Origin of the sequence: Desulfatiglans anilini DSM 4660 (assembly GCF_000422285.1) — a bacterium.
In the GTDB taxonomy this organism is placed as follows: domain Bacteria; phylum Desulfobacterota; class DSM-4660; order Desulfatiglandales; family Desulfatiglandaceae; genus Desulfatiglans; species Desulfatiglans anilini.
In genome coordinates this window covers 1-25,116 of the sequence record NZ_AULM01000035.1, presented here as the reverse complement: position 1 = coordinate 25,116, position 25,116 = coordinate 1, and the positions used below count along the sequence as shown (strand labels likewise).

General features: G+C 56.6%; 22 protein-coding genes, 1 tRNA gene and 1 pseudogene. 8 read left to right on the top strand and 16 right to left on the bottom strand.

Features of this window, described 5'->3' with window-relative positions:
- Positions 1–184 precede the first annotated feature (184 nt).
- Genes H567_RS0117390 through H567_RS0117380 form a run of 3 tightly spaced genes read right to left on the bottom strand, consistent with a single transcriptional unit; the run spans position 185 to position 5,231 of the window.
- Entirely contained in the window at positions 185–3,688 is a 3,504-nt protein-coding gene (locus tag H567_RS0117390; protein ID WP_028322362.1) for a YhaN family protein, read from the bottom strand.
- Entirely contained in the window at positions 3,685–4,929 is a 1,245-nt protein-coding gene (locus H567_RS25735; protein ID WP_035254972.1) for a metallophosphoesterase family protein, read from the bottom strand. Before H567_RS25735 ends, H567_RS0117390 begins: the two co-directional genes overlap by 4 nt.
- Before the next feature lie 41 nt (positions 4,930–4,970).
- Positions 4,971–5,231, bottom strand: coding sequence for a hypothetical protein (locus H567_RS0117380; protein WP_035254959.1), 261 nt, complete (start codon positions 5,229–5,231; stop codon positions 4,971–4,973).
- Positions 5,232–5,692: 461 nt separating this feature from the next.
- Between H567_RS0117380 and H567_RS0117375 the strand changes: the two genes are divergently transcribed.
- Positions 5,693–6,391 carry a hypothetical protein gene (locus tag H567_RS0117375; protein ID WP_028322360.1) on the top strand — a complete coding sequence of 233 codons (699 nt, stop codon included), beginning with the start codon at positions 5,693–5,695 and terminating at the stop codon, positions 6,389–6,391.
- 188 nt (positions 6,392–6,579) lie between these two features.
- On the opposite strand, the gene H567_RS0117370 is transcribed toward H567_RS0117375, so the two are convergent.
- From H567_RS0117370 to H567_RS0117360, 3 genes and pseudogenes are all read right to left on the bottom strand, one after another.
- Entirely contained in the window at positions 6,580–7,269 is a 690-nt protein-coding gene (locus H567_RS0117370) for a glycosyltransferase family 10 domain-containing protein (protein ID WP_244155504.1), read from the bottom strand.
- Positions 7,270–7,371: 102 nt separating this feature from the next.
- Positions 7,372–7,596 (bottom strand): annotated as a pseudogene (locus tag H567_RS30135) (glycosyltransferase); the annotation flags it as partial.
- 478 nt (positions 7,597–8,074) lie between these two features.
- Positions 8,075–8,914, bottom strand: coding sequence for a GNAT family N-acetyltransferase (locus tag H567_RS0117360; protein ID WP_028322358.1), 840 nt, complete (start codon positions 8,912–8,914; stop codon positions 8,075–8,077).
- 618 nt (positions 8,915–9,532) lie between these two features.
- Between H567_RS0117360 and H567_RS25725 the strand changes: the two genes are divergently transcribed.
- The 4 genes from H567_RS25725 (at position 9,533) to H567_RS25720 (ending at position 13,489) form a co-directional block, all read left to right on the top strand.
- On the top strand, positions 9,533–9,763 hold the full coding sequence (locus H567_RS25725) for a 4Fe-4S binding protein (RefSeq protein WP_161626649.1): 231 nt from the start codon (positions 9,533–9,535) through the stop codon (positions 9,761–9,763).
- Positions 9,764–9,859: 96 nt separating this feature from the next.
- Positions 9,860–10,255, top strand: a complete 396-nt coding sequence (locus H567_RS0117350) for a hypothetical protein (protein ID WP_153306243.1) — start codon at positions 9,860–9,862, stop codon at positions 10,253–10,255.
- A gap of 105 nt (positions 10,256–10,360) precedes the next feature.
- Positions 10,361–10,714, top strand: a complete 354-nt coding sequence (locus H567_RS0117345; RefSeq protein WP_028322356.1) for a DUF488 domain-containing protein — start codon at positions 10,361–10,363, stop codon at positions 10,712–10,714.
- 195 nt (positions 10,715–10,909) lie between these two features.
- Complete coding sequence (locus tag H567_RS25720) at positions 10,910–13,489, top strand: amino acid permease (protein WP_051185073.1); 2,580 nt, start codon at positions 10,910–10,912, stop codon at positions 13,487–13,489.
- A 34-nt stretch (positions 13,490–13,523) separates the two neighbouring features.
- Here H567_RS25720 and H567_RS27440 read toward each other — a convergent pair whose 3' ends face one another.
- Together H567_RS27440 and H567_RS25710 are read right to left on the bottom strand one after the other, a co-directional pair.
- Positions 13,524–14,030: a BON domain-containing protein gene (locus H567_RS27440; protein ID WP_051185072.1), complete on the bottom strand. Its 507-nt coding sequence runs from the start codon at positions 14,028–14,030 to the stop codon at positions 13,524–13,526.
- A gap of 209 nt (positions 14,031–14,239) precedes the next feature.
- Positions 14,240–15,112: an MBL fold metallo-hydrolase gene (locus H567_RS25710; protein WP_035254966.1), complete on the bottom strand. Its 873-nt coding sequence runs from the start codon at positions 15,110–15,112 to the stop codon at positions 14,240–14,242.
- A gap of 362 nt (positions 15,113–15,474) precedes the next feature.
- On the opposite strand from H567_RS25710, the gene H567_RS0117320 reads away from it, so the two are divergent.
- The 3 genes from H567_RS0117320 (at position 15,475) to H567_RS0117310 (ending at position 17,294) form a co-directional block, all read left to right on the top strand.
- A complete protein-coding gene (locus H567_RS0117320; protein ID WP_028322355.1) occupies positions 15,475–16,464 on the top strand; it encodes a 4Fe-4S dicluster domain-containing protein in 990 nt (329 codons plus the stop codon).
- On the top strand, positions 16,448–16,942 hold the full coding sequence (locus H567_RS28660; protein WP_051185071.1) for a hypothetical protein: 495 nt from the start codon (positions 16,448–16,450) through the stop codon (positions 16,940–16,942). The genes H567_RS0117320 and H567_RS28660 overlap by 17 nt, the downstream gene beginning before the upstream one ends.
- Before the next feature lie 274 nt (positions 16,943–17,216).
- Positions 17,217–17,294 (top strand) — tRNA-Glu (locus tag H567_RS0117310).
- Between the two features lie 399 nt (positions 17,295–17,693).
- On the opposite strand, the gene H567_RS0117305 is transcribed toward H567_RS0117310, so the two are convergent.
- The 8 genes from H567_RS0117305 to tnpA form a co-directional block, all read right to left on the bottom strand.
- The gene (locus tag H567_RS0117305) at positions 17,694–18,356 is read right to left on the bottom strand and encodes a TetR/AcrR family transcriptional regulator (protein ID WP_028322353.1); all 663 of its coding nucleotides are present in this window, start codon (positions 18,354–18,356) and stop codon (positions 17,694–17,696) included.
- A gap of 612 nt (positions 18,357–18,968) precedes the next feature.
- On the bottom strand, positions 18,969–20,222 hold the full coding sequence (locus tag H567_RS25705) for an acyl-CoA dehydrogenase family protein (protein WP_035254952.1): 1,254 nt from the start codon (positions 20,220–20,222) through the stop codon (positions 18,969–18,971).
- A gap of 144 nt (positions 20,223–20,366) precedes the next feature.
- Complete coding sequence (locus H567_RS0117295; RefSeq protein ID WP_035254951.1) at positions 20,367–21,362, bottom strand: nitroreductase family protein; 996 nt, start codon at positions 21,360–21,362, stop codon at positions 20,367–20,369.
- A gap of 43 nt (positions 21,363–21,405) precedes the next feature.
- Complete coding sequence (locus H567_RS0117290; RefSeq protein ID WP_028322351.1) at positions 21,406–21,813, bottom strand: VOC family protein; 408 nt, start codon at positions 21,811–21,813, stop codon at positions 21,406–21,408.
- Between the two features lie 10 nt (positions 21,814–21,823).
- Positions 21,824–22,969 (bottom strand): thiolase family protein, encoded by a 1,146-nt coding sequence (locus H567_RS0117285; RefSeq protein ID WP_028322350.1) that lies wholly within the window; start codon positions 22,967–22,969, stop codon positions 21,824–21,826.
- A gap of 17 nt (positions 22,970–22,986) precedes the next feature.
- The gene (locus tag H567_RS25700) at positions 22,987–23,382 is read right to left on the bottom strand and encodes a Zn-ribbon domain-containing OB-fold protein (RefSeq protein WP_051185070.1); all 396 of its coding nucleotides are present in this window, start codon (positions 23,380–23,382) and stop codon (positions 22,987–22,989) included.
- A gap of 13 nt (positions 23,383–23,395) precedes the next feature.
- The gene (locus H567_RS25695) at positions 23,396–24,790 is read right to left on the bottom strand and encodes an AMP-binding protein (protein WP_051185069.1); all 1,395 of its coding nucleotides are present in this window, start codon (positions 24,788–24,790) and stop codon (positions 23,396–23,398) included.
- An 89-nt stretch (positions 24,791–24,879) separates the two neighbouring features.
- The coding region (gene tnpA / locus H567_RS0117270; protein WP_028322349.1) for an IS200/IS605 family transposase at positions 24,880–25,116 on the bottom strand (237 nt) is incomplete at its 5' end.

The following is a 25,116-nucleotide window of genomic DNA, read 5'->3' as shown; positions in this document are numbered from 1 at the left end:
ATGTAATGATTCGCAATAAGAGAAAACCATCCGCGGGGCGGCCAGGGGCACAGCTCGTTTGAGCGGCAGGCCGGCGCCCCGGGGTCATGTCCCCCCTCTGACCGGGATCTCAAGACGCCGCTTTGGGATCGATGCGGCGGCGCTTTCATCTACAGCAGCCTTTTGCCTGGTCGATGCCTCCACTTTACAAAGAATGCACATGCAAGGTTCCATCCCTCAAGGTGGCTTTGGCCAAGTCGACCAGATGCTGATGATGCGTAAAAAAAATGATTTGGGTATCCCGGGCGAGTCGGGCCATGCCCGCGAGCGCAGCTGCAGACCTGTCGTCATCGAAGTGGACCAGCACGTCATCCACAATGAACGGCATCGGGCCGTTGGTTTTGACGTGTTTTTCGAGCCCCCCCAGCCGCAGCGACAAAAACAGTTGATCGCGGCTGCCGTCGCTCATCTCGTGGACCATGAGCGTCCGCCCGTCCGGGCGGAATGCCTTGATGACCGGCTCTCCCTGCTCGTCGTAATCCGCCCTGAGCCCCTCGAAGGCGCCCCGCGTCATCGTCCTGAAATACCTGCCGGCGGCATCGAGCACCGGACTTTGGTTTTTTTGCCGATAGCGTTCGATGGCCCTTGCGAGAATGAGGGAGGAAAGCTTCAATCGAATATAGTACTCGACATCCGCGTCGACCTTCCCCGCCAGCCCCTGGACCCTTTCAGCGATGTCGGCCGCGCGGGATTCTCCGCCGATGGCTTCCAGTTCTTTCCTTTGCAGGACGATTTCTTCGACCCACTTTTTTTGCTCCTGCTGCAACGCCGATTTTTCCTGGTTCAATCGCGCCAGTCTGCCCGTCAGTTCGTCGGGGTTGTGGGCTTGCACCTCGGCTACGAAGGCGGCGAAATCCTGTCCGGAGGCAAGCTCCGCCAGACGTTCGTTTGCAGTGTCAAGATCCACCAGCAGCCTGGCTTTCGAGGCCGCCCGCTTTTCGATTTCCGGCAGCCGATCCGGTGCATCCGTCTGCGCCTCCTCGCACAACAGCCGCAGTTTTTCACGTTCGGCCGCCAGCTCTTTCCTTATTTTCAGAAGCTCGGCATGTTTTTTCTTCCGTTCTTCCTCAAACCGTTTTCGATCCTTGAACCGGGACTGCTCCACTGTCAGCCGTTCGTACAGTTCCACAATCGCCGCCGTAGGTTCGGCAGTCCCGAGATCCGGGGCCATTTTACCCAGCAGATCCTTTACCTGGGCGGTATAGGTTTCGTAGTTGGACTGCATGCCAGCGATCCGCTGCCGTTTGTCCCCGGCCTTTTCCATCTCACCGAACACCTGGTCCAGCGCCAGAACGAAGTCATTGACATCCTCCGGCGACGCACCGGCGGAAAACCCGAGCTTGCCGACCGCCTGGGTCCACTGCGCGGCCCAGGCCTTCATATCGCGTTCGGCTTCCTCCTTGCGCCGCAGGCTGTCGCTGATCTGCCGCTCGTACCCGGCGATCTCGGATTCGCGCCTCTCTCGCTCCTTGACGAGTCGGTCGTTTTCCCGCCGGGTGCGCTTCGCAAGATCCAGCAGACCCGCATATTCAAAGGTATCAGGCAGAGGAACATTCAATTCCTTCAATCTTGCCGCCAATTCCGCGGCCATCCGTTCCATGTCGATTTTCAATTGCGCGGCCGTATTTTTTTTCCTTCGGCATTCCGCGGCGCTGCGTCTGATCTCCTCGGCCTTCGCCGCCCATGCCTGCATTTCCCGGGGCTTCAGCGGTGCAATGCCCAGGGGCCGCCACAGGGCTTCCCATTCATCCCAACGAGCGGCTCGGGTCTTTTCCCGGGCCTCCTGAAGCCTCACATTTTCCGCAACCGCGTCGCGAAGCTCCTGCACCGCCGATTTCAGCGCCTGGGCACTCGCCACATCCTCCGCATCCCTGCGAAGGATGTCCGCCGTCTCATCCGCGATGGAGACCGCCTTTTCGTAGGCCCCCGCCAGGTCGGACCCGGAGGACAAGGCATCCACAAATCCCTGGTCGACTTCGCCCCGCTCCAGCCAGACCGAGCGCACCGAACGCCAGCCCCGCTCCCTCATGCCGCGGTGGGAGAGCAGATCCTCGACCGAGGGCAAATCCCGCGATTCGGTCAAATCGGAAAGCGCCTTTTGCTTTTCCTTCAGCTCCGCATTTTGACGCGCTGCCTCCCTTTTGAGTTCTTCGATGCCCTGGTCCAGTTTCAGGAAAGCCATTTCGAAGCCCCGCATCGTTTCTGCAGAGGGAATAGCCAGCTTCTCCAGGGTATCCAGTTCCCCGGACCACAGGCCCAAAGCGGACAGATCGGCTTCGGCCTGCTCCAGAGCCGACCGGTACTCCAGTTGGGCATGAGAAAGCTGCTCTTCGATCTTTCCCAGTCCGCCGGCGCGATCGAGGCAGTCCTCCAATGAAGCCGTGTCGTTCGGCTTTTCGAGGGTCTCAAGATCCCCCCTGGCCGCCGCCAAATAAGCCGTCGCAGTTTGCAGATCTGTTTCGGCATGATCGGAAGCCTCTTCCAGTTTTGCAAACCGGTTCCCCAGTCTCTGGATCTTGGATTTATCCGCTGTGGACAGCCTGAGGTCCTCGACGCCCTCCAGGGTCAAACCGGGCCGCAGAAGACGAATTTTGCCTTGTGCAGACTCTTGGTGGCGGTGGATTTCGCCCCTCAGTTTCTTCATGTCAGCCAGGGCAGTCGTGTGAATGCCGACCTGCTTCGCCAGTGCTTCGATGATTTTTGCATGGGAGATGATGTCATCGTCATAGGTCAGCGTCTCGAGATTCTGCTCGATCTCCGCCAGTTCCTGACGCAGGTTCTGCTCCCCCAATTCTGCGGTTCTCATCTTCACCTGGGCTTCGACCCTGCGGTGGCCGAAATCCTCCGCCAGATCCGGTACGGGGCCGAGGGCGGCGAGGGTTTTTTGCAGTTCGTCTCGACGGGTCACATGCTTGAGCGCGTCGCGATGGCGGGACAACAGACTGATTTCCGAAGACATGGCCTCCAGACGATCGGCGGCCCCGGCCTCACGGGCACAAAGCTCATCCAGCCGCTCTTTCATCTTCTTCCACTGCTGCCGACTGGCCGACGCAGAGCGAAGTTCCTTGTTCAAACGCTCGATTTCAGCAAGATCGGCATTGATAACAGCCTTTTGAGCCCTGGGCCGAAACAGGTTGTCCTGCTTTTCTTCAAGCCCGGCCATGACCTGCCTCAGGATGTTGAGCCCGGAGGTGGCGGCAAAAAGGGCATGGCCCAGCTCGCCGCCGGCCGCCAGGACGCTTTCCACCCCCTGGCGGAGGGATTGATGGGAAATGCCGAAGGCATGTTCGAACGCCTGGCGATCCATCTTGCCCAAAACGGCATCCAACTGGAGTTGTTCCATGGGTTTTCCGGTCTCATCATCGATCAGATCGTTTTTCCGCCGCTTGTACCGCGTCAGGTTCAGCAGGCTGCCGTCGGAAAGCCGCAGAGACCCGCCCACTTCGAGATTTTTGTAATCATGCAGCCAGGCGTCCTCCACCTTGTGGCCAAACCCGTACAGCAGCCCCAGCATGGCGCGCAGGGCGGTGCTCTTCCCGGCTTCGTTCGGTCCAAAAAGGATGTGCAGACCGTAGTCGTCGCCGGAAAAATCCACCACCTTATCGGTAAAGGGGCCGAAGGCCCGGAGCCTTAGAACGTCGATCTTCATGACGCCTCCTGCTTGCTTTGGGCATCCGCCAGAGCAGTCAGCAGCAAGGCCCCGGCGTCTTCCAGCACCTGCTTCACGTCGTTCAGCGGAATCTTCAGGCCGCTGCCTGCCAGTTTGGACTTGAGGTCTGTCAGGTCCAGATCGATCTCCTCGGGATGGACAGCCAACTCGGCCAGGTAGCGCAGCAGTTCGCCCTGGGGGGTGTCGCTTTGCGCCAGTTGCTGGAGATCGGCCTCCGGACCGGTTTGCACCTCGACCTTTTCGATCCAGACCGTATTTTCTGAAACATCCGATGCAACCGCACGGATGTGCGCGGTCAGCGTGATCGGATCGGAGCAAAGCCGTCCGTGAGCGGCGCAGCGCCCTTTTAAAACCCCACGCACGCAGCAAGGCCGGCCGCCCTCGCCGCGGATGGCCACGCCGAGGGCCTTGCCGAACAAAGAAGCGGCCTCCTGAATGCTCTCAGCCCCGCTGACGTCTGCAACGACGACAAGCCAACCGACCACATCCAGGGGAACGAATTCGGTTGTCAACACCCCCTGATCCGCTTCGACCCATACGCACCCTTTCCGGCCGGTTTCCCTGATATGCCGACCCTGGGTGCAGCCGGCATAGACGATGTGGGGCGCTTCCCGCAAAACCGAAAAACGGTGAACGTGGCCCAGGGCCCAGTAATCATAGCCCCTGGACGCCAACTCATCGACCGTGCATGGGGCGTAGGGCAAGTGCCCCCGGGCGCCGGAGGTCAAACAATGCAACAGGCCGATGTTGAACATGCCGTCCACCGGATCCGGATAGGCAGCGGCCAGGTTGGCCGTAACCTCCGCAGATGCATAGCTCTGTCCGTGGACCGCGATCCCGAGATCGTCCAGAAGCCACGTCTCGGGCTTGCGGGACTTGAACACCTTGACGCTGTCCGGCAGGGGCAGGGTCTTGGTCATGGCATTGGCCGCATCGTGGTTGCCCCGGACAATGGCCACCCGCACTCCAGCCTCTGCCAGGCGCCGCATCTGCGAGGCGAAGTAAAGGCCGGTATTGAAATCCTGCCAGTCGCCGTCATAGAGATCCCCTGCGATCAGCAGCAACGGAACGTCTTCCAGGAGAATGAAATTGACCAAATTGTCCAGCACCTGCCGTGTGGCGCCCCGGATCTCCTCGACGGAAGGCGCACCCTCGTAAGAAAACAACCCCCTGAGGGGCGAATCCAGATGGATGTCAGCAGCGTGAACGAAAGTAACCATGAAACCTCCCAGCCACATTGCACCGTGGCGCTTTCGAAAGATCAGGAAAATGGCGGGTCCTTGAGCACCAGAGCCGTCTTTTCCGCGACGGTCGGAAACCGGCAAGGGTTTTCCGGCGGCGTTGCAGCACCCGGTGACTCGGTTCCTTGAAATTCGGCCAGGAGCCTGCCAAATGGACGCGCAAGAACCGGCGGATCGGCCTCCAAGCAATTCTGAACCGCTTTCGAAATCAAAGATTCCGCTGTGCACATTTCAAGATCTTCCACACAGAAATCTGTGCAGACGTTGATAATGGCATGCACCCTCTCAGTCCTTTTCACCGCTCTCTTCACTTGCCAGCGCTTGTCACGTAGCGCATCGAGGTAGCCAATCCGACGTCAGTAAGGCTAATGGGTGTCCATCCGGAACCAACGCAGCGGTTCCACCCAGTCTCCCGTCCGCTCTTCCCATGCCTGACAGCAATGGATGCAGCCCTGGCGCACAGTTTGCAGGATCGTAAGCGCCGCTGTGATCGCGGCGAGACTCGGGCAACCCGGCCGGTGTCCATCCGGAAAGGGACGCAAACGATCATACGGTTCGCGATTCCAAAACAACGGTTTTTGTTGGCCGCTTCCGCCGCGCAGTTCCACCGCCGGGCGTCGAATCCCGGTTTGGGCCTTGCTGAAAAGACCCGACGCTGCGCAGACAGCGCACGAATCACGGCATGGGGCATCAGCCAAAACAGTATCACGTTATCCTGAAACTGCAAATAAGGAGGTTTAACATGGCAAAAAATCTGTTATTCGTCGTGGCGATTCTTTCTCTCTGCAACGCCTGCGCAACCAAGACCCCTTTCGTCTACAACACTCCCGACATCCGTGCAAACCGTTCGGGAAATCTCTCGATCAGCCTGGATAGACTGGATGACCGGCGGCAGGGTGACACCGATATCGATGCCATCTTCGAACAGCGCCCCGTCGAGGAGATCGATCGCATCATCGAGCGTGAAATGATCAGCACCGGCCTCTTCAGAAACGTCGTGCGTCCCGACTCCAAAGCCGAGGGTGAAACGGCATTCGTAGAATCAAACGATACCGACCTGCATGCGGACCTGGACCTTCTCATGCTGCAATGGGAGTGCCCGGATGGGGACGAAATCGTGGCTGCAACGGTTGTCCTCAGTGCGTTGACTGGTGGGGTGGGAGGATTGATCTACGGCTGCACCGAGACCTATGTCATCGGGACGGTCCACATGGATCTGAAATTGACCGACGTGAAGACGGGCGATCTGCTCTTCGAGAAGACCTACATCGCCGATTACAATCATCCATGCTCCAAGATGGAATTCGATCACCCAACCACAAAGGCTGAAGCGATCGGTGGATCCGTTCAGGTGCTCATGCAGGAATTCAAAGCGGACCTGAATTCCCTGCTTGGCGGCAAAGCATTTCAATCAGTGGGAATTCCAAGAAACTGCGAGTGATGCCCCTTTCGGAAAGCCTGCCAGACAAACACGAGACTCTCAGGCCCCTTGGCCTTCTTTATCAGGCAGTTAAAAAAACCAGACTGCTGCGCTGCACGCATTCCGTGCCGCTGGCCTTGCATCCGGGGGTTTTTCAACCGCCTGTAGAGAATCCATTTTTCAACACGCTGTTCAGGGGTCCAATTCCTTCATCTGAAAACCCTTCGCCCCTTTTGCTTGCGCGCCAGCGCGGACTCCCCGATCTCCCGCATCCGCTCGTTCAGCGGTGACGGATCGAAATACCGATTCGGTTGATTTTTGTGAAACCAGGGTTCGGCGAGCACCGCACGCCGCAACCCGGGATCGGTGTCGATTTCCCGCACGACGGTTGCGGCCCGATCCATGGCACGGGGCATGATGCAATATCTCCAAAACACCTTGTAGAAGAAAGGGATTCGTTTGAGCCATCCGGGAAGGCGGGCGGATTCCTCGGCTTCATAGTCGCTGACGTTGACGAAGCTGCGCGGGTTGAATTCCCGCTTCACCGCCGGATTGCCCCAATAGATCGGTATGCAGCCCGCCCGCATGGCATCGACCAGCTTCTCCGAAGTATAACCGCGATAACTGCAGTTCTCAAAGACCAGGGCGAACCGGAACGTTTGGAAAAAGCGGCACTTGAGGGCCTGAAACTCTTCATTGCCCCTTGACCTCCCGGGATCCCCGTCCGAAATCGGCGGCGCATTGTTCCTGCTGACCCCCGGGGCGACAACCCTGTGGTATGCCGCCAACCGATCGAACATGGCACAGCGGGCCCAGGCATCCTTGTAGGCGACGTAGGCGCAAAAGTCCTTACGCCCTTCCGCCATGATCCTGTCGGAGTAGTCTCCAGTCTTGACCAATTCCCGCCCCCAGTCATCCCGGAAAGCGCGGCCGTCGATCTCGATAGCGTATAACGGTACTCTGAGGTGACGAGGGTGACGAAAATCTTCATCGTATTCGTAGGAAAATGCCCAATCGGCTGCCGACATGTCCGGACGGCGGGCCTCACCCGTATAGAAAACCTTCAGATAGTCGCCCGCAGGCAATTCACCTTGGAATACCGAAAAGAACAGGATATCCGGATCCGCCGCGACCTCGACATCGAAATGCATCCGCAGACCATTGACCAGAAAGTTTCGCTCGGGGTTGAAATTCGGCCACCATTTTGCAAAATTTACGCGCAACACCGGCCGATCAACCTCCAGAGAATTCTGAACCGCACTCAAAACCGGAAAACCCGCTCAGGCTGTTTCAAGATCTCACACACTGCAATCTGTGCGGACACCCGCAACGGTACTCACCGCCTCGGACCCTCTCCCCGGTCCCATCACTTGTCTGCTTCTGCGGCGCAGGAGAGCGAGCCTGCATTTCCCGGCGCTTCGAAGTCGGCCGAACTCATGGAGTCAAGCCGCGTTGACATGGACACGGAACTGGACCTTTTCAAGCTGGGCTGGAAGTACCGGGATGAAAATGAAATTTGACTTCCTGACCACGAAGGCTGTGGCCGTCGGTGAATGATTTGAGATGCCTATGCAGGATAGGCAACACTTGTTTCCTTAAAATGGGTTTTTGGGTCGGCAAAAGCCGGCTCTAAGGCCGAAAATCGCTATTTTTTCACGCGATAACATCGCGATTTCAAACAGATGGCTTGGTCCGACCCCACGATCAACCCAGTTCGAAGCTGGTGATGCCGTAGATGCTCTGCAGAGGCAGCGGCGGGGCATCGCCTTTGTAGATCCGGGCCGTCTCGAACACCTTCTGCATGGCGTGCCGCTCCGCCAGTTCGCGCGCAAACGGGTTGCAGACGGGGATATCCAAGAAAATTTTTTCGCCCTCGGCGAACCCCGTCAGGGATCGAAAGAGGTCTTCAGCGACCTCGGGCGTATCCGCAAAAAGCGGTCCGATCTTGAAACCGACCCGGCATGGACGGATGATCCCGTAGCCGGCCACGCGCCCGTCGACGGTCGCCGCGCAGCCTCTGGTTCCCGGCCGGCTGATCCACCTTTCCAGAAAGGCCGTGCGGGGGGCGGGGAAAAAACGGCGGTCATACTGTTCGAGTTCGCTGAACGGCAGGTCGCGCAAATCGGAGAGAGGCCCGCCGGAAACGGCCCCGACCCCTTCATAGCGCGCGTTCTGATGCGCAATGCGGAAGCCGATCTGTTCATACTTTGGCAGCATCCCCACCACCCCGTCGCCCCCCACGGTGCGGTCGCCGAGATAGTCCATGGCTTTGCGGGTAAGCATCATGCCGATTCCGAGGTGCCGTACGTCCTCACGCACGATAAAAAATCCCGCGAACCCGAAATTCTCTTCATAGGCGACGGCCGAGATGCAGCCAACCGGCTCACCGTCAATCTCGGCCATGAAGAAGCCGCGCGGATCGGCGGCGTAAAAACATTCAGCATCGTGAAGGCCGGGGTTCCAGCCTTCCTGCGCAGCCCACTCGAGGGCCAGTTCGACTTCGTCCCTTTCCATACGGCGGATCGCGATTTTTTCTCTGCTCATCTTTCCTCTGCGAAATCGTTTAATCGGTCGAAAAAAACTCTTTTCAAATGGCAACAAACCTTCGGGAACGCCCCCATAGAACCATGCGGCAACTGTATCCAAGTTCGAGGACGATGTTAACAAAAAATTCCAAAGGTCATATGTGTCCGCCAAATCAAAAATGAAACCGGATCCCGCTTTTCGGTTTCCATCCCTGATCGGGGGCCTCCTTCCCGCGCCGAGATCCGGGTCCACCGGATGTAAAACGTTTACAGCCAAACATGATCCCAGGTTGTCGGTTGGCTCCTGTCAAAAGAAATGCTAAGATGCGCCAGATTCGCGCGGCAATCGCCCTTCCCCACCACCATCCAAAGACCGTTCTCCGCTGGGAAGCCGCTCCCGGACGCTGGAGGGAAGCTACGCCTCGAACCTGCCCCAAAAGGAGATGCCCTGAAAACGAATTCGCAGACTATATAGACGTCGAACATCAGCCTATTTCACCGCTTCATCCTGTGTCAGAGGGGAAGCTTCCCTCCCATGTCCGATCTTGTCGAACCATCTGCCCATGCTTGATCGGCATCTGGCCTGGCACGCTGAACACCCTTTCATCAAAGCGAGAATCACGGATAGTACATGAATATGCAGGGTAAAAAGTCATTTGCAATGGTCGATTACGAAAAGTGCGAGCCACGGAAATGCAGCCCCGATGAGGGGATATGCGCCGCGGCGGCGGCTTGCACCCACCGGGTGATGAAACAGATAGACGGCAGATTCGAGCCGCCCATCGTCTTTCAGGATTTGTGCATGGGATGCTGGGACTGCATCGAGGCCTGTCCGCTGGAGGCCGTTCAGATGAAGCACATCACCTGAGGCGCTTTCGGCAGACTCGACTTCCGGTACACCGTTCGCTTCCGGTCTCCACCTCTGAAAAAAAGCCGACAGGCATCTGCAGGGAGGGTCATGGTCATGCAGGGAGAATCCGAACTTTCGGTGGTCATCGCGAGGATGGCATCCATCATCTATCTTGCGGCTGCGGCAGGCGCGCTCTTCAGCCGGAGCTATTATCGCAGGCTGATCGCAGACTTCTACAGAAACGCCGCCGTGATCTATCTGGCGGGTTTCATGGCCGTCGTCCTTGGATCCCTCGTGGTGAGCCACCACAACCTCTGGGTGAAGGACTGGAGGGTTCTGATCACTCTTCTGGGATGGCTGGCCCTGATCAAGGGCGTGCTCCTCATCGCCTTCCCGGGGTTCGTCGAAGGCTATTCCAGGCCTTTTCTCGGGGAGCGGGGCTTGATGTGGCTTCCACTTGCAGCAGTTCCACTGGGGCTCCTCTTCGGATATTTCGGTTTCCTTTACTGAGGCGGCCGTCCCTTCCGCGGGGTTGCCGAATCTCCGGCACGGGGACGCAGAGGATGATCTTCCCGAAGAGCCCTCAGGCCTTTCCAAACAGATGGAGGCAGCCGCTTGAACATCCAAGCGAAACGGGTCTATGACCCGATCGACGAAAAAGATGGGACCCGCATCCTGGTCGACCGCCTCTGGCCTCGCGGGATGAAAAAGGATCGGCTCGAAGCGGATGAGTGGCTCAAGGACGCGGCCCCGAGCACTGAACTCCGCAAATGGTACGCACACGACCCCGCCAAATGGGAGGCCTTCAAACGGCGCTATTTCGACGAACTCGATCAGAAGCCGGAGATCATCGACCGGCTGCGCGGCCTTGCCTCGAGGGGAACGCTGACCCTGCTTTACTCCGCGAAGGATGTTCAATACAATCAGGCGGTTGCCCTGATGGAATATCTGCTGTCGAAGTCGAGCTAGTGTTCATCCAAAAAAAGAGCATCCGGCGCGGCAAGGTTTTCAATCCGGAAATGAGCTAGTATCCATCCGGAAATGATTTCGCGGTATGACTCAGCTTCCAATCCGAGGTGGAAGGCGCGGCCTCATGGGATGATCCCTTCCTGATGGGCGCAAACCGTCCCTTACGAAGGCATTTGATTCAGGATATGCGGTAGAATGAACGATACGACGCTAAAGGCCCCGCCCAAGGGCAAGGCCGAAACGCTCGAATCTCAAGGCACGCTGGGGACCTTCGCCGGGGTCTTCACGCCGAGCATCCTGACCATTCTCGGTATCATCCTGTTCTTGAGAATGGGGTTCGTGGTCGGAAGCGCCGGGCTGGGGCTCGCCCTCCTGATCCTGCTCCTCGCCAACACGATCTCCGTCCTGACCAGCATCTCCCTCTCAGCCATAGCCACCAACCTCCGGGTCAGAGGAGGGGGAGACTACTATCTGATCTCGCGCACCCTCGGGATCGAGTTTGGAGGGGCGATCGGGATCGTCCTGTTTCTGGCGCAATCCGTCTCCGTTGCTTTTTACTGCATCGGCTTCGGCGAGGCGGTCGGAGCCCTCCTCCCGGTCCGAGTCCCCCACCTGACCCAGATCGTCGCTGCATCGGCCGTCTCTTTCCTCTTTATCTTCGCCTGGCTGGGCGCCGATTGGGCCACGCGCCTGCAGTACGGGGTCATGCTCACCTTGGGCCTCGCCCTGCTTTCGTTTTTCGCCGGAGGGATCCTGCAGTGGGATGCGACGCTGCTGATCGAGAACTGGCCCACCCCGCAATCATCCATGCCTTTCTGGGCGCTTTTCGCGATCTTCTTCCCGGCGGTTACGGGGTTCACTCAGGGAGTCAGCATGTCGGGGGACCTCAAAGACCCCGGCTACAGCCTGCCCCGCGGCACCTTTTTGGCAGTGGGGATCTCGATCGTCGTCTATTTCCTCTCGGCGGTGGTCTTTGCAGCCGTCCTGCCGGGGGATGTCTTGAGCGGGGATTATGGTGCCATGCGGAGAATCGCCTATTTCGGGCCTCTCATCGACGCCGGGGTCATCGCGGCCACCTTGTCATCTGCTATGGCCTCTTTCCTCGGCGCACCGCGCATCCTGCAATCCATGGCCTCCGACCGGATCTTCCCCTTTTTGAACCCCTTCGCCAAAGGGGCGGGGCCCTCGAACAACCCGCGCCGCGGGGTCCTGCTCTCGGCCGGGATCGCCTACGCCACCATCGCGCTGGGGCAGCTCAACCTGATAGCAGCCGTCGTGTCGATGTTCTTTCTGATCTCCTATGGCCTGTTGAACTACGCGACCTACTTCGAGGCGCGCTCCGCCAGCCCTTCCTTCCGGCCGCGATTCCAATATTTCAACAAGTGGCTCAGCCTCGCCGGAGCACTCGCATGTCTCGGAACCATGCTGGCGGTGGATTTTCGCTCCGGCCTCTTCGCCCTGGTGGTCCTTTTCGCCATCTTTCAGTATCTCAAGCGGACGGCCCACCCCCTCAGGTGGGCCGACAGCCGCCGCTCCTACCACATGCAGGTGGTCCGGGAGCATCTGCTGGAGTCCATCGGCCTGCCGGAGCACCCCCGGTACTGGCGGCCCGAGATCCTCGCCTTCTCGGACAATCCGGAGCGTCGATCCCAGTTGCTACGATTTTCTTCGTGGATCGAAGGCACCAGCGGCCTGACGACCGTCGTCAGAGTCCTCGAGGGTGAAGGCGTGCAGATGCTCAAACGCAAAGAGGAGGCCGAAGCGGAGTTGCAGCGCGATATCCAGGAGTGCGGCGTCGGCGCCTTTCCGCTCATCATGGTGGCGCCGACCCTCCAGGCGGGCATCCAATCGGTTATCCAGGCTTACGGCATCGGACCTCTCAAGGCGAACACCATTCTGCTCAACTGGATGGGGCAGACCCCCGGGACCCTTCTTGGGCTTGACGGACTCGATTTCGGCATCAACCTGCGCGCCGCTCGGTTCTTCGGCTGCAACCTCGTCGTCCTCGATGCAAAGGCCGACAAATGGCAAGCCCTGGAGGAGATACCGGCAAGTGAATTGGTCATCGATGTCTGGTGGCGCAACGACGCCACCAGCCGCCTGATGCTGCTCCTCTCCTACCTGATGACCCGCCACGAAAAATGGGCCAAGGCCAGGATCCGCCTGCTCGCCTCCGCAGGCGGCTCGCAGGAGGACCTGACGATGGAGAAACTGGAGGAGATGCTCGAAGACGTGCGGATCGATGCGGAGCCCCAGATCATCGCCGATGTCGACGCCGACAAAGTGGCCGAGTATTCCGGGGACTCCTCCCTCGTTTTCCTGCCCTTCCGGATTCGAAGGAACCAGGTGGTCGATGTCTTCGGCAATCCCATGGGGGAGACGCTTTTCTTTCTGCCGGTGACCGCGATGGCGCTGGCCGCCCGCGATGTCGAACTGGATGCCGAACCCGAGTCCGGCAAGGCCGGCGAATCGGCAAGACTCCTCGATGCGCTCGAAGATGCCAGAAAGCGGGCCGACGAAGCGGCGGCCGAGGCGCAGGACGCGGCCGAAACATTCGAAAAAGTGCAGCGGAAAGCGGACCAGCAGCGCCTCGAAAGCGGCACTGCCGATTCCGAGGCCATGGCTCTCATTGAAAAGCAAGTCGAGGAAGCCTCACTGAAAGCCGATAAAACCGCCCGCAGGGCCGCCAAGGCGGCCGCCAAAGCGTCCATAGCCGCTCAAGAAGCCGAGGCGGCGGGCGTCGTTCCTCCAAAGAAGGACAAAGAACCGGAGTGACATCCGACCGTTTCCAGCTCGAAGCGGTGTTTCCTCACCCTATCTGCAGGGTAGAGACGACCTCACGCACGCCCTCCACCTCCAGGGCGAGCGCCATCGCCTTCCCGATGAGCTCGGCGGAAGCGACCGTGCCCGAGAGCGTCACCTGACCCTTTGTTGTGGAAACAGATATGCTGAGGGCCGAGAGATCGGGGTCCGCCGCCAGTCTGGCTTTGATGATCGCCGTCGCGCGTGAATCGACGGCGGCATCCGTTGCAACCTCCCCGATATCGCGGGCTTTGCGGCGGACGACACGGCCCTGCTCGGCGAGTTCCTGCTGGATGTCTTCACTGCGCAGCTCGAACGCCTCCAGTTTGGCGGCCAAAGCCTCCTTCACCTGTTCGCCGGCCGCCCGAACGGAATCATAGGCCTTTTCGGCCTGCGACGCTGCACGCTCTTCCGCTTCTTGTATACCCGGAGTCGTACGGTCCGCAGTCATATACCAGTATCCGCCGGCGCCGATGATGATCCCCAAAAGCAACCCAAAAATCAGTGTCTTCATGGTGCACCTCCGCATCGATGATTACGTTCTAATGATCTGAGCCAACCAGCTGAGTTTATGAAATTCTAGTAAATTTAGAAAGATATGTCAAGCCATCGATTTTGTCGAAAAAAGCTGGACCTCAACATCATGAAAACATTCACCTGTCGTGAAACTGCACATCCTTGAGTAAAAAGAACGGAGATGCCGTAAGAAACCAGTCGATCTGACTATTGATCAAACAACATGTCGTCTATCCCGGAACCCAGACTCGAGGCGAATGCCTTGGCAACAATCGGATTGACTGCAATCATCGGCAACCCCAACGCTTCCACCACAGATTGGCACAACTCCATCGGGTCGGCCGTTTCCGATTGACTGAGCTCCAGAACGGTTTGATGAATCCTCTGAAGGTAACGAATACCCTCTTGGATGCGGCTCATGATGGCTTCGCGCCCCTCGATGGGCGCTTCCCACGACGAAAGGAGCACTTCGACATCCGAAACCTTTCGGAGGCGTTTCATCGATGCAACGCACGTGCGGATGTCGTCATAGATCGGCAGTTCACCGGGGAGGATCAGCGCGTCCCCTGAAAACAGGGCCTTCTCGCGCCCGAAGAAAAGGGAGATCGACCCCGCCGAATGCCCGGGGGTGTGAAGGACCTCGCAGGACACAGGGCCGCCCAGGTCGAGCGTCTGCCCATCCACGAGCAGCCTGTCCAGCGAAACAGGCCCTCCCACGAGTTTGTGATATCCCGGAACCGGTCGTTCTTTGAATTGGAGGTCGGTGTCCTCGATCCAGGCCTTTTCGGCCTTGTGCGCCAGAACGGTGCAGCCAGTCTCCGCCTTGATGGCCTTCGCCGAACCGATATGATCGGGGTGGGAATGGGACAGGACGAGCATCCCGATCTCGTCCGGGTGCCTTCCGTTCGCCCGGATGTAATCGAAGATCAAGTGCTCCGAACCCGAGACGCCGCTGTCGATCAGGGTTATCTGGTTGTCAAAGACCATGAAGGCATAGACGAATCGTTCGACCGACTTTTCAGGTGAGAACTCGAGGCGGAAGGGGATGCGAATTGCGTGAATATGATCGGTTATCTGCATGTTTTCATCCTCATGATGGAGTATTGCCGGATCCCGGCGCACCGAGAAATACAATACATGCGAAATCCCGTCAAGCCTTTCCCTGCATCGAACCGAACCTGCGGATGATCTTCCCCGCACGTGAGGCCCCGAGGGGCGGATCTTTCTGCGCAAGGTGCCGATCCACCATGACCTTCCCTGCACCCGAGGCCCATAGGCCGAGACGGGCAGATCTCCCCCACGGCGCGCTCATGCAGTTTCTTGCATCGCTCCCCCTGCGGCCGAGATCTTGTCCCTGGGAGAACCGTTTCGATCACATCGAGGTGTAACCTTTTCCCATCTCATGGATCTTTAGAGCAAAATCACACGGGGGATAAGAAACCATGGATCCGAAGATTTCACGCCGATCGTTTTTGAAGGGCACTCTGGCCGCAGCCGGCGTGGCCGGAATGAGCGCCCTGCCTCTTCCCAAAAGCGCCAGGGCGGCCGGCGGCCAGGAGTTGGCGACCCTGATCGACATCCGCAAGTGCATCGGCTGCGAGGCCTGCGTGGAAGCCTGCAAGGATGTCAATGCACCCAAATTTCCCGAACCCGAAAAGCCCTACCCCAAGATGTACCCGAGCCGGGTCAAGGTCGAGGACTGGTCCGATAAACGGTACACAAGCGATCGGCTGACCCCGTACAACTGGGTCTTCATTCAGAACGCAACGGTCAAAATGAAAGGTGAAGAGCGGACGCTTCACGTTCCGCGGCGATGCATGCACTGCCAGAACCCGCCCTGTGCGGACCTTTGCCCCTGGGGTGCAGCGTTCAAGCTGAAAAACGGCATCACCCGCATCAATTCGGATGTCTGCCTGGGCGGCTCCAAGTGCAAAGACGTCTGCCCGTGGCACATCCCGCAGCGGCAGACCGGGGTCGGCCTCTACCTGGATCTTCTGCCGGCCTTTGCAGGAAACGGCGTCATGTACAAGTGCGACCGGTGCTACAACCGGATCGAGGAAGGCGAACTGCCGGCCTGCATCGAGATCTGCCCCCAGAATGTGCAGCAGATCGGCCCTCGTGAGGAGATCCTCCAAAAGGCGCATCAAATCGCCAAAGAGATCAACGGCTATATCTACGGCGAGAAGGAGAACGGCGGCACGAACACGATCTACGTCTCGCCGGTGCCCTTTCAGGAGCTTAACCGCGCCATCGAAAAGGGGCCCGGAAAACCCCATCTGAAGCCGGTGGAAAACACTATGGAACACGCCGACAATCTCGCGAAGGCGATGGTCATCGCCCCTTTCGCAGGGATCGCGGCCGCTGTAGGCAAGATCTACAAGACCATCAAGGACACCGGCAACTCGGAGGCAGGCCATGATGAAAACCGCTGACACCCAAGTCATCGCTCAGCCCGGCCGGAAAATCATTTTCCGGCTCTACACGCTCACTTGGATCGTGCTGGCCTTTACGGGATTCGGCCAGATGCCGATCTTCAAACGCTATTACATCTCCGACATTCCCGGGATGGCCTGGTCGGCTGACTTTTTCGCAACGCACTACATCCACTACCTCGGGGCCGTTCTTCTCCTGGGGCTGATCGCATTCGCGGCAGTCGACTACCTCGTCCTCGACAGAAGACGATACCGCCTCAGCGGCGCCGGCTTGGTCAGGATCGCTCTGCTCGCCGGCATCGTCGTCACCGGGGTCTTCAGGGTGCTCAAGAACCTGCCCGACATCGTCTTCTCACCCGGAGCGACCATGTTCATCGACATCGCCCATCTAGGCTTCATGATGCTCTACCTCTTGGCCGTCCTTTGCTTCGCCTTTACCCGGTCCGGGTGGCTCGTGCCGAGGAGCGGCGGACTGTGACATCGCGCGTCGTGAAGCTTCAGTCTGCGGCGGGCAAGCGCTGCTGGGTGAAAAAAGACCCTCTAAAAAACCATTCGCCTCAAAAAACACTTGCAAACAGCAGTCCCAAAAGGTATAAGGCGGTTTCGTGTTTCGCCGATCGCTTATCGACAGGACCTCTTTCCCTTCGATTCGGCAGCGAAGCGAGCAAACAGCAGGAAATCGGACCCTCTCTGGGGTGAATACCCCGGCGATGATCATCTGCCTCGCTGCTTGACAGTTTCATCCCAGCAGCGTCCCCATCGTCTAGCCAGGTCCAGGACACCGGCCTTTCACGCCGGCAACACCGGTTCAAATCCGGTTGGGGACGCCACCAGTAAAAACAAGGGCTTGCGGTCAAAAACGCAAGCCCTTTTTTCGTGTCTTTTTTCTTTTCCCCAGCCATATACCCAACTTCCTTTTCGTACACCTCTAAATTCTGATGGACATTCCCTGGCCCGCGCTCTTTGAAAGCCCTGGGACCCATTCCTGCACCCACAGACGGGATACCGCCTTTCCCTGCCCTGTGGGGCAGACCCCTCAAATGGAACCAGGGATTGAGGTTCGATCCAGGGTCAAGAAAAGAGCATCCATGCGGAAGGGGCACAGATTCTCGACACAAAACAAAGTCAAGGCGTCACTGGAGAAAATCAGAGGAAAACGACGAATTCACGAAGAGCGAAAAAATTTTGACAGGGGCTCAGAACGAACTCCGCACAAAAAAGTCTTCTTTTCAGCAGGACCCCGTTTCGATCTTGGGAAATGCCTCCAAATCTACGCCAGCTTCGCGAAACCTGATCTCTCCTAGAAACATTCTGTAGATGATGAGGCTCAGATCCTCGGGGCTTGATTTGCCATAGGGATCAAACCAGCGGTAGGGCCAGGTGCACATTCCCAGCAAAGAATAGGTAATAAAGGTAACTGACTCGTATTTCTTCTCTTTTTCATCTAAAAGGTCTTCAACCAGAGATCTCAGTATTTTTACGAAACCGCGCTGTTTATTTTTGATAATACTCAAGTACCGTTCAGAAAGATGGACAACTTCATTGAGAGCCAGCGACGATTCAAGCCGGTATTCCCGATTTGTAAGGATCACAGCATGAATGTATTCGAATATCCTGTCGTGGGGCGAATTGCATGCATTCAGCCTTCTTGTCAATTCGCTCAGGGCATTGACTGTATAGCGGTGCAATATTAAAAAAAGTAATTCCTCTTTAGTTCCAAAATAGTGAAAAATGGCGCCCTTGGTAATCCCTATTTCATTGGCAACATCCGCGAGCGATGTCGATAAATATCCTTTTTCATAAAAAATTTTGGCAGCAGCACGACAAATCTCATCGATCTTTTTTTGGCCCTTTATTGTAAACTTCTCAAATTTTTCTAATTCCGGTTCCAAATTTTACACCTTATTCAATTCACATTATTGACCATTTTTTTATTTGATTTCAATTCACAAAACCATTTTCAACCTATTTACGCTAAATAATGAATTAAATAATATACTGAAAATACGGAAAGAGGCCTCTCCGAAGGTGCACTCTGACATTTAAAGAGAAGCGCTTCCCTGAACCGGGTAGACCGACGAGAGGCTTCCGTGGACCTCAATCTTTCTCTCTGATCGGATACACACGGTCTGATCCATCCAGTTATGGCTCTCCAAGAGTCGTGACGAAACATATTCCAAGTGCTGAAGACACGCATCTGGAACCACCAGCGCAAAAAACTTTGGACGTAATTGTCAAACAATATATCTTTTATCAGTCTCTTGGTCAACTGGCCCTCTACCGCTTCCGGTTTCTATGCCGACCCGGTCCAGGCAAAGAATCAAGATACGGGATTCCTGTCTTATCAGTTTTTATTCCGAAATCAGGATTCTAGCCGGAGGTCATCTGCAGATGGACGCTACCTATCAAAAAGGAAGGGGACGGATTTATTGAGCCCGCCCCCTCCTTATCCAGCGCTACGGTCCTTTTTGCCTCCGTCTAAAAAGCGGCTGTCTCCCTTTCCTTTAAGCAGATCGGCGCGGGTAGGTGCCAGCTACCTTGTGCCCGCAAACGACAGAGAGGCTGTCGTTGGAACCGTCGCATATAAGCGTCGTCCGCGCATCTCTGAATAGCTTCTCGACAATATATTCTTTTGAGATACCGTTTCCGCCTAGGATCTGAATGGCATCGCTGGTAACCTCCAGAGCGGTTTGGGTAGCAAAGGTTTTAGCGGCAATGGAATATTCAATCGCCCTTTTTTCAGGGTTGAGCGGGTGCGACCAATTATAAACAAAGGCGGCGCGGCAAAGCTGGCGGCTCGCCTCCACTTTGCGAAACATGTCCGTGATCTTCTGCTGAACATTGGAGTGGTCGATCAGAAGCTTCCCACCCTGCACGCGCTGCCTTGCATAGGCAAGGGCTTCGTCGAAACCCGCGCGCGCGAGTCCCGTTGCCCAGGTGCCTACCATGGGAAGAGTGATACAGAGATGAGCCTCGAGGAATTTTTCATAATGCTCCGGACCGACGATAAGGTACTTTTTCGGTACCCGCACGTTGTCGAAGTAGACCTCCCCTTGACAGAGATCTCGGGTTCCAAGTTTGTTCAAGGGCTTGCCCTTGGCGACTCCAGGACGATCCAGAGAGAAAACGAAGACGCCGCTGCCCGCATGACCTTTGGACGCCTCGATCTGGCACATGAGAAGGATGCGGTTGGCTAACGGTCCGGCGGAAACCCAGGCCGCCTTCTGGCCATTGATGACATAATCATCACCATCGAGGCGCGCGCGACACTGGGCTGGAATGTTCGGATCGCTGAAGCTCGGATAACCTGGCATCACCGTGTCGGACCCATGGTCAGGTTCGGTGATAGCCCAACAGCCGACATAGCTGGCATCGGTACACTGACAGTAAGGAATGGTGAACTCCTTGACGTGCTCTTCCGTCCCGGCCAAAGCGATGGCGGCGTCCAGACTCGTATTTAGGGAAAGGGTCAGACCAAAGCTCCCCCATGCGAGTTCCTCCATGATCAACTGAATCTGGAGAGGGTTCAGCCCGGGGCCACCGAGTTCCTCGGGAAATGGCAGCTTGTGGTAGCCTAGTTGATAAGCCTGCCGCATGTAATCCCAGTAAGGAGATTCTGGAGCGAATGCCTCCTCGGGTGTCATCTGATCAAGCTGTACTGAAACGGGGCGCATCACTTGTTTGGCAAATTTGCTGGCAGCCTCTCTCAAGGCGGTGTCTTCGGATGTCAAATTCATATTCAGATCAAAGTAGTCCATAAGTATGCTCCCTGAATTTTTAAGTTGAGGATTGGGAAAGGATCATTCCGACTGACAAATGTGTTATCACCCCCAGTCATTTTCTTGAAGCTGTAGTAAGATTCACATAAAATCAGCGCCTTTCGGAAACTGCAGCCTCATGGGCTATTTTTCGATCTGGGGTGCTTTGGATCCGGGCCCAAACCAAGTGACCGGTCTGTAATGGCGCGCGACTATTCCGGATTGTTTAAATTTCGGGTAACCCAGAACAAGGGCCGTCACGACTGTCCAATCTTCTCCAAACCCGAGTTTGGCTTTGAGCTCGGGCATCGCATTGATCGGTACAGCCCCGAAGTTGGTCCAGCAGACGCCCAATCCGAGTGAGTTGGCCACAATGTTCATATTCTGCCCGCAGATACCGATGGTGAGCGCAGGGTTGTTCAGCTTCGTGTGGGCACCCATGAAGATAATTACGGGTGCGCCCAGGTAAACCGGCAGTTCTTTAAGGGCGATGCAACGGATACCGTATTGAGTTCGAGGATCAAACACGCCGGTCTCGACAACGCCGACCATGTTCGTAACGGTTTCATCGTTGTTGAAAACCGGGTAAACACCCGACCAGAACCCATGAAGAGTTGCCTCGAGTTCATCGATGAGTTCCGGATCGGTGACGACGGTAAATTTCCAGGGCTGGTGGTTGCCGCCGCTCGGCGCGAAACGCCCACCCTCCAGCACACGTGTGATGAGGGTCTCTGGAACGGCCTTCTTTTTGTAGTGCCGTACGCTCCTCCGTTCTAGCACGACACGTTCGACGGCATTCCATTCGGTTGGATTCCCATCGGCATCCTTGGGGGGGAGAGGCATCTTGACCTCAGGGGTTTCCGTGTCGAAAAAACCACCCTTGACCGAATAGACCCTTTCGATCGACAGGGCGTCAACCGGGCACGCTACCATGCAGTTAGAGCATGAAATGCAAATGCATCCCTTTTTCATCTTTGGATGTTCGTCTTCATCCATTTCCAGGCACTTAAAGGGGCAGTTCTGAATGCAAAGACCGCAACTGGTGCATTTCTCCGGGTCGACCTTCATAATCCCCGGCTCGACACCGGTGGGTCGAAGCATCGGCTTCAGTTCCTCAAAACTCTTGGCTTTCTCTTCCATCGTCAACACCCTTTCTTTATCGGTTTTTTTCTTCAAAAGAGCCTTAAACAGGCCAGCCCGGTTTAGGTTCAATGATCTCGGTCAGGATCCCGTGGTTTCCTCTTGGATGGACGAAGCAGGCCTTGAAATTCTCGTTTTCGGTCTCACCCAGGATCGTCAACCTTTTAAACTTCAAGCCCTGAACGACCGCTTCGAATTGCTCAACCTCCAGAGACATATGATGAATGCCCTCTCCACGCTCCTTTACGAACTGGGAGATGAAACTCTCCGGGGCTAAACCCGCGAGCAGTTCAATGCGCATACCCGCTGTCTCTACAATGGCCGACTCGAAAAGCTCGTCTTCATAGCGGTCCTTTCGAAGGAGCCGGGTTCCGTACACGTCGCCGAAAAAGGCTACGGCGTTCTCCAGATCTCTGACGGCAATGCCCACATGGTTGAATTTTCGGATCATCGACAGTACCTCATCGCCCCAGGATATGGATGCCCGCAACGGCGCCATGTTCAAGGTTGGTCACAAGTCCTCCGAGCATCTGCGCCAGACCGACCTTGGCATTCGGCGTCTGGCGCGCCCCCGCCTGCCCGCGCAGGTGAAGGACAACTTCACATACCGTGCGGACCCCGGAAGCGCTCAAGGGGTGGCCGAGCGACAAAAGCCCGCCGCTCGGGTTGACCGGGATACGCCCGCCTATGGCGGTAGCGCCGGAGCGCAGGAGTTCAACGCCCTCCCCAGGCGCGCAGAGCATCAGGTCTTCATAGCGTAGGATTTCTTCATTGGCGAAGGCATCGTGCATTTCGACAAGGTCGATGTCCTTCGGATCCACCCCGGCCATCTCATAAGCGGCCTTGGCCACTTTGATGCCCACCGGAGAGGCGCAGATGTCTTCCTGCATGTACTTGTATTCCGCGGAGCACAGAGCCGAGGCCATGACGCGGATCGGATGGGTGGTATAGCGCCGGGCCACCTCCATGGAGCACAGAATGGCAGCGGCGGCACCGTCCGTGTTCGGGCAGCACATCAGAAGGGTGACCGGGTCGCAGATCATGCGGGAGTTGAGAACATCCTCAATTGAAAACTCTTTCTTGTACTGCGCCTGGGGATTGAGGCAGCCATTATGATGGTTCTTGACCGAGACCTGTGCGAAATCCTGCACGGTAGCCCCTTGCTCCATCTGTCTGCGGGCAACCATGGCAAACATGGCCGGCATCGTCAGGCCAAGGTGCCCCTCCAGGTCCGATTTCTCAGGGGGGATCAACTTGCCTGCAATCGGGCTGGTCGTCATACACTCGACACCGATGGCGATTCCCACGTCATAGCGGCCGTCGGCGATCTCTTTCCAAACCCCGCGAAAAGAGGTGGCTCCGCCGGCGCAGGCGTTTTCCACATTGATCATCTCGACACCCCGGACACCCACCTCCTTCAATACGCCCTGGGCTGTGCAATTGGCATCATAAGCCCTTGCGCAATAGGCGACTTCGATAGCCCTGGGAGAAATCCCGCAATCATCGAGGGCGGCCCTCACAGCCTCCGCCCCGAGATCGGCCGCTGTTCTCAAGGGGAATTTCCCAAAGGCACTTTGCCCGATTCCAATGACAGCAACTTCCCTCATCGATAACTCCTTTGCATTTATTCGGCCAAGGGTTTGAATTTGTAGCCGATAACGTGTTGGTCTTCTTCCTGCCAAAGTTCTTCTATGCTCAGTTCCATTTGCATGCCTATGCGATAAGGCTCGTCCTTGGTCATGACGAGCGGTGCAAACACCCTGACGCCTTCAGGAAGATCGATAAGGCCTACGGCATAGGGGGGCGGAAAATGGGTAGAGGCCATTCGGCCTATGGTGTAACTGTATAGCTTTCCCTTCCGGCTCAGGATCACAGGCTCCATGGTTTTTTCCAGACAATCGAAACAGAATGGGGCCTGCGGGAAATAAATCTTTCCACACGCTTTACACCGATTGGCGTGAAGCCTTCCTCCGTCGAGTTCATCAAACAGGTTTTCTCTTACGGGCACACGGTTGTTCATTCAGTCCTCCAATTCATCTTTCCACTTTGATACCAGCCTTCTCCCGGTCCCAGGTTCCGGTCGTCAGTCCAAATTCGCGCAGCTTGTTTTTTTGAATCTTTTCATTCGGGGTCTTGGGGAGATCCTCAACAAACTCTATGTAGCGGGGGACTGCAAAGTAAGGCATGCGATCCTTGCAATACGCCAGCATATCCTCAGGTGACAGGGTTTCACTCTCCTTAAGGACAACGACGATTTTGACCTCATCTTCGGACAGTTCGGATTTGACCGATATGGCGGCGGATTCGTAGACCTTCGGATGGGCATTGACCACCTTTTCGATCTCGAAGGAAGAGATGTTCTCCCCCCGCCTCCGGATGTAATCCTTCATACGGTCCTTGAAGAAAAGGTAGCCGTCCTCGTCCAGATAGCCCCCGTCTCCGGTGTGGTAAAAGTGGTTCCTCATGAGATCGACCGTCTTTTCCGGATTGTTCCAGTATCCTTTCGAGGTGACCCAAGGAACCCTTCCGCGTGCGACGATTTCCCCCATCGTGCCTGCGGGTACGGGAAAATCGTTTTCGTCTACGATTTGAACCTCGAAGCTCGATGTTTCTTTTCCACAAGACCCCTTCTTGGGTTTGTCAAACGGGTTGTAGGTGATAATTGCGACTTCCGTCAGTCCATAGCCCTCGGTCACCTTGAGGTTATATCGCTTTTGGAAATCGTCATAGATGGCAGGCGGCATCGGAAACGCCGCACAGACCCGCACAGGATTGTCCGCATCGTCCGCTTTTCGGGGCTGGTTGTAGATAAAATGCGCCATCGCCCCTAGAGAGTTGAAAACAGTCGCCCCGGCCTTCCTGATCCGCTCCCAGAATTGACTGGCGCTGAACTTTTCATAGATGACCACTTTGGTGCCCAGCAACATGGCTGGGTAAATGCAAAGGATGCGTGCGTTCGCGTGGAAGAGGGGCAAACAGGTAAAGAAGACATCGGCAGATGTGGCTTTGACCGCTTCGATATACTCATAGGCCGAGTGAGCGATCTTGGTGTGGGGATCCATAACCCCCTTGGCTGGCCCGGTGGTTCCAGAAGTGTAGAGAATGGTCTGCGTATCGATCGGCTTGATGTCGATATGCGGGTATTCGGGTGATGCACCGAGGAGGACCTGGTAATCCACGCATTCGAACCTGAGTCGCGGTAGACTTTCGATGGGTGCCGTTTTCGACCACAAAACGACCTTTTCGAGTTTGGGCAGGTCGTTTTGGATCAACTCGAGCCGATCGACCAACGTCTGGTCGATGATGAGCACTTTGGCCTCCGAATCGTTGATCTGGTGGGACAAAAAATAGCCTTTGTTGGCTAGGTTGATCGGCACATCGATCGCCCCGGACTTGGAGATACCAAACCACAGAAACAGGCATTCCAAACAGTCATGACCTCCGGCAAAGCCGGAGGCTTGAATTTGTGAACCGCTCAAAGCGGTAAATAAAATCGGGGGCCACCTGAAGGTGGCTACTATTTGAACAAACCTAGCTGGTCGATTTTTTTGTCGATTTCTTCGTGTCTTTTGATGTATTGCCGGATCACCTCTTCATCGTGACCGGCTGTAGAGACGTAGTAGCCTCTTGCCCAAAAGTGAAGACCGGTAAAATTCTTCTGCTTTCCCATATATTGGCGAGCAACATGAATTGCGCTTTTCCCCTTTAGATAACCGACAATTTGGGAGACAGCATATTTTGGCGGAATTGATAT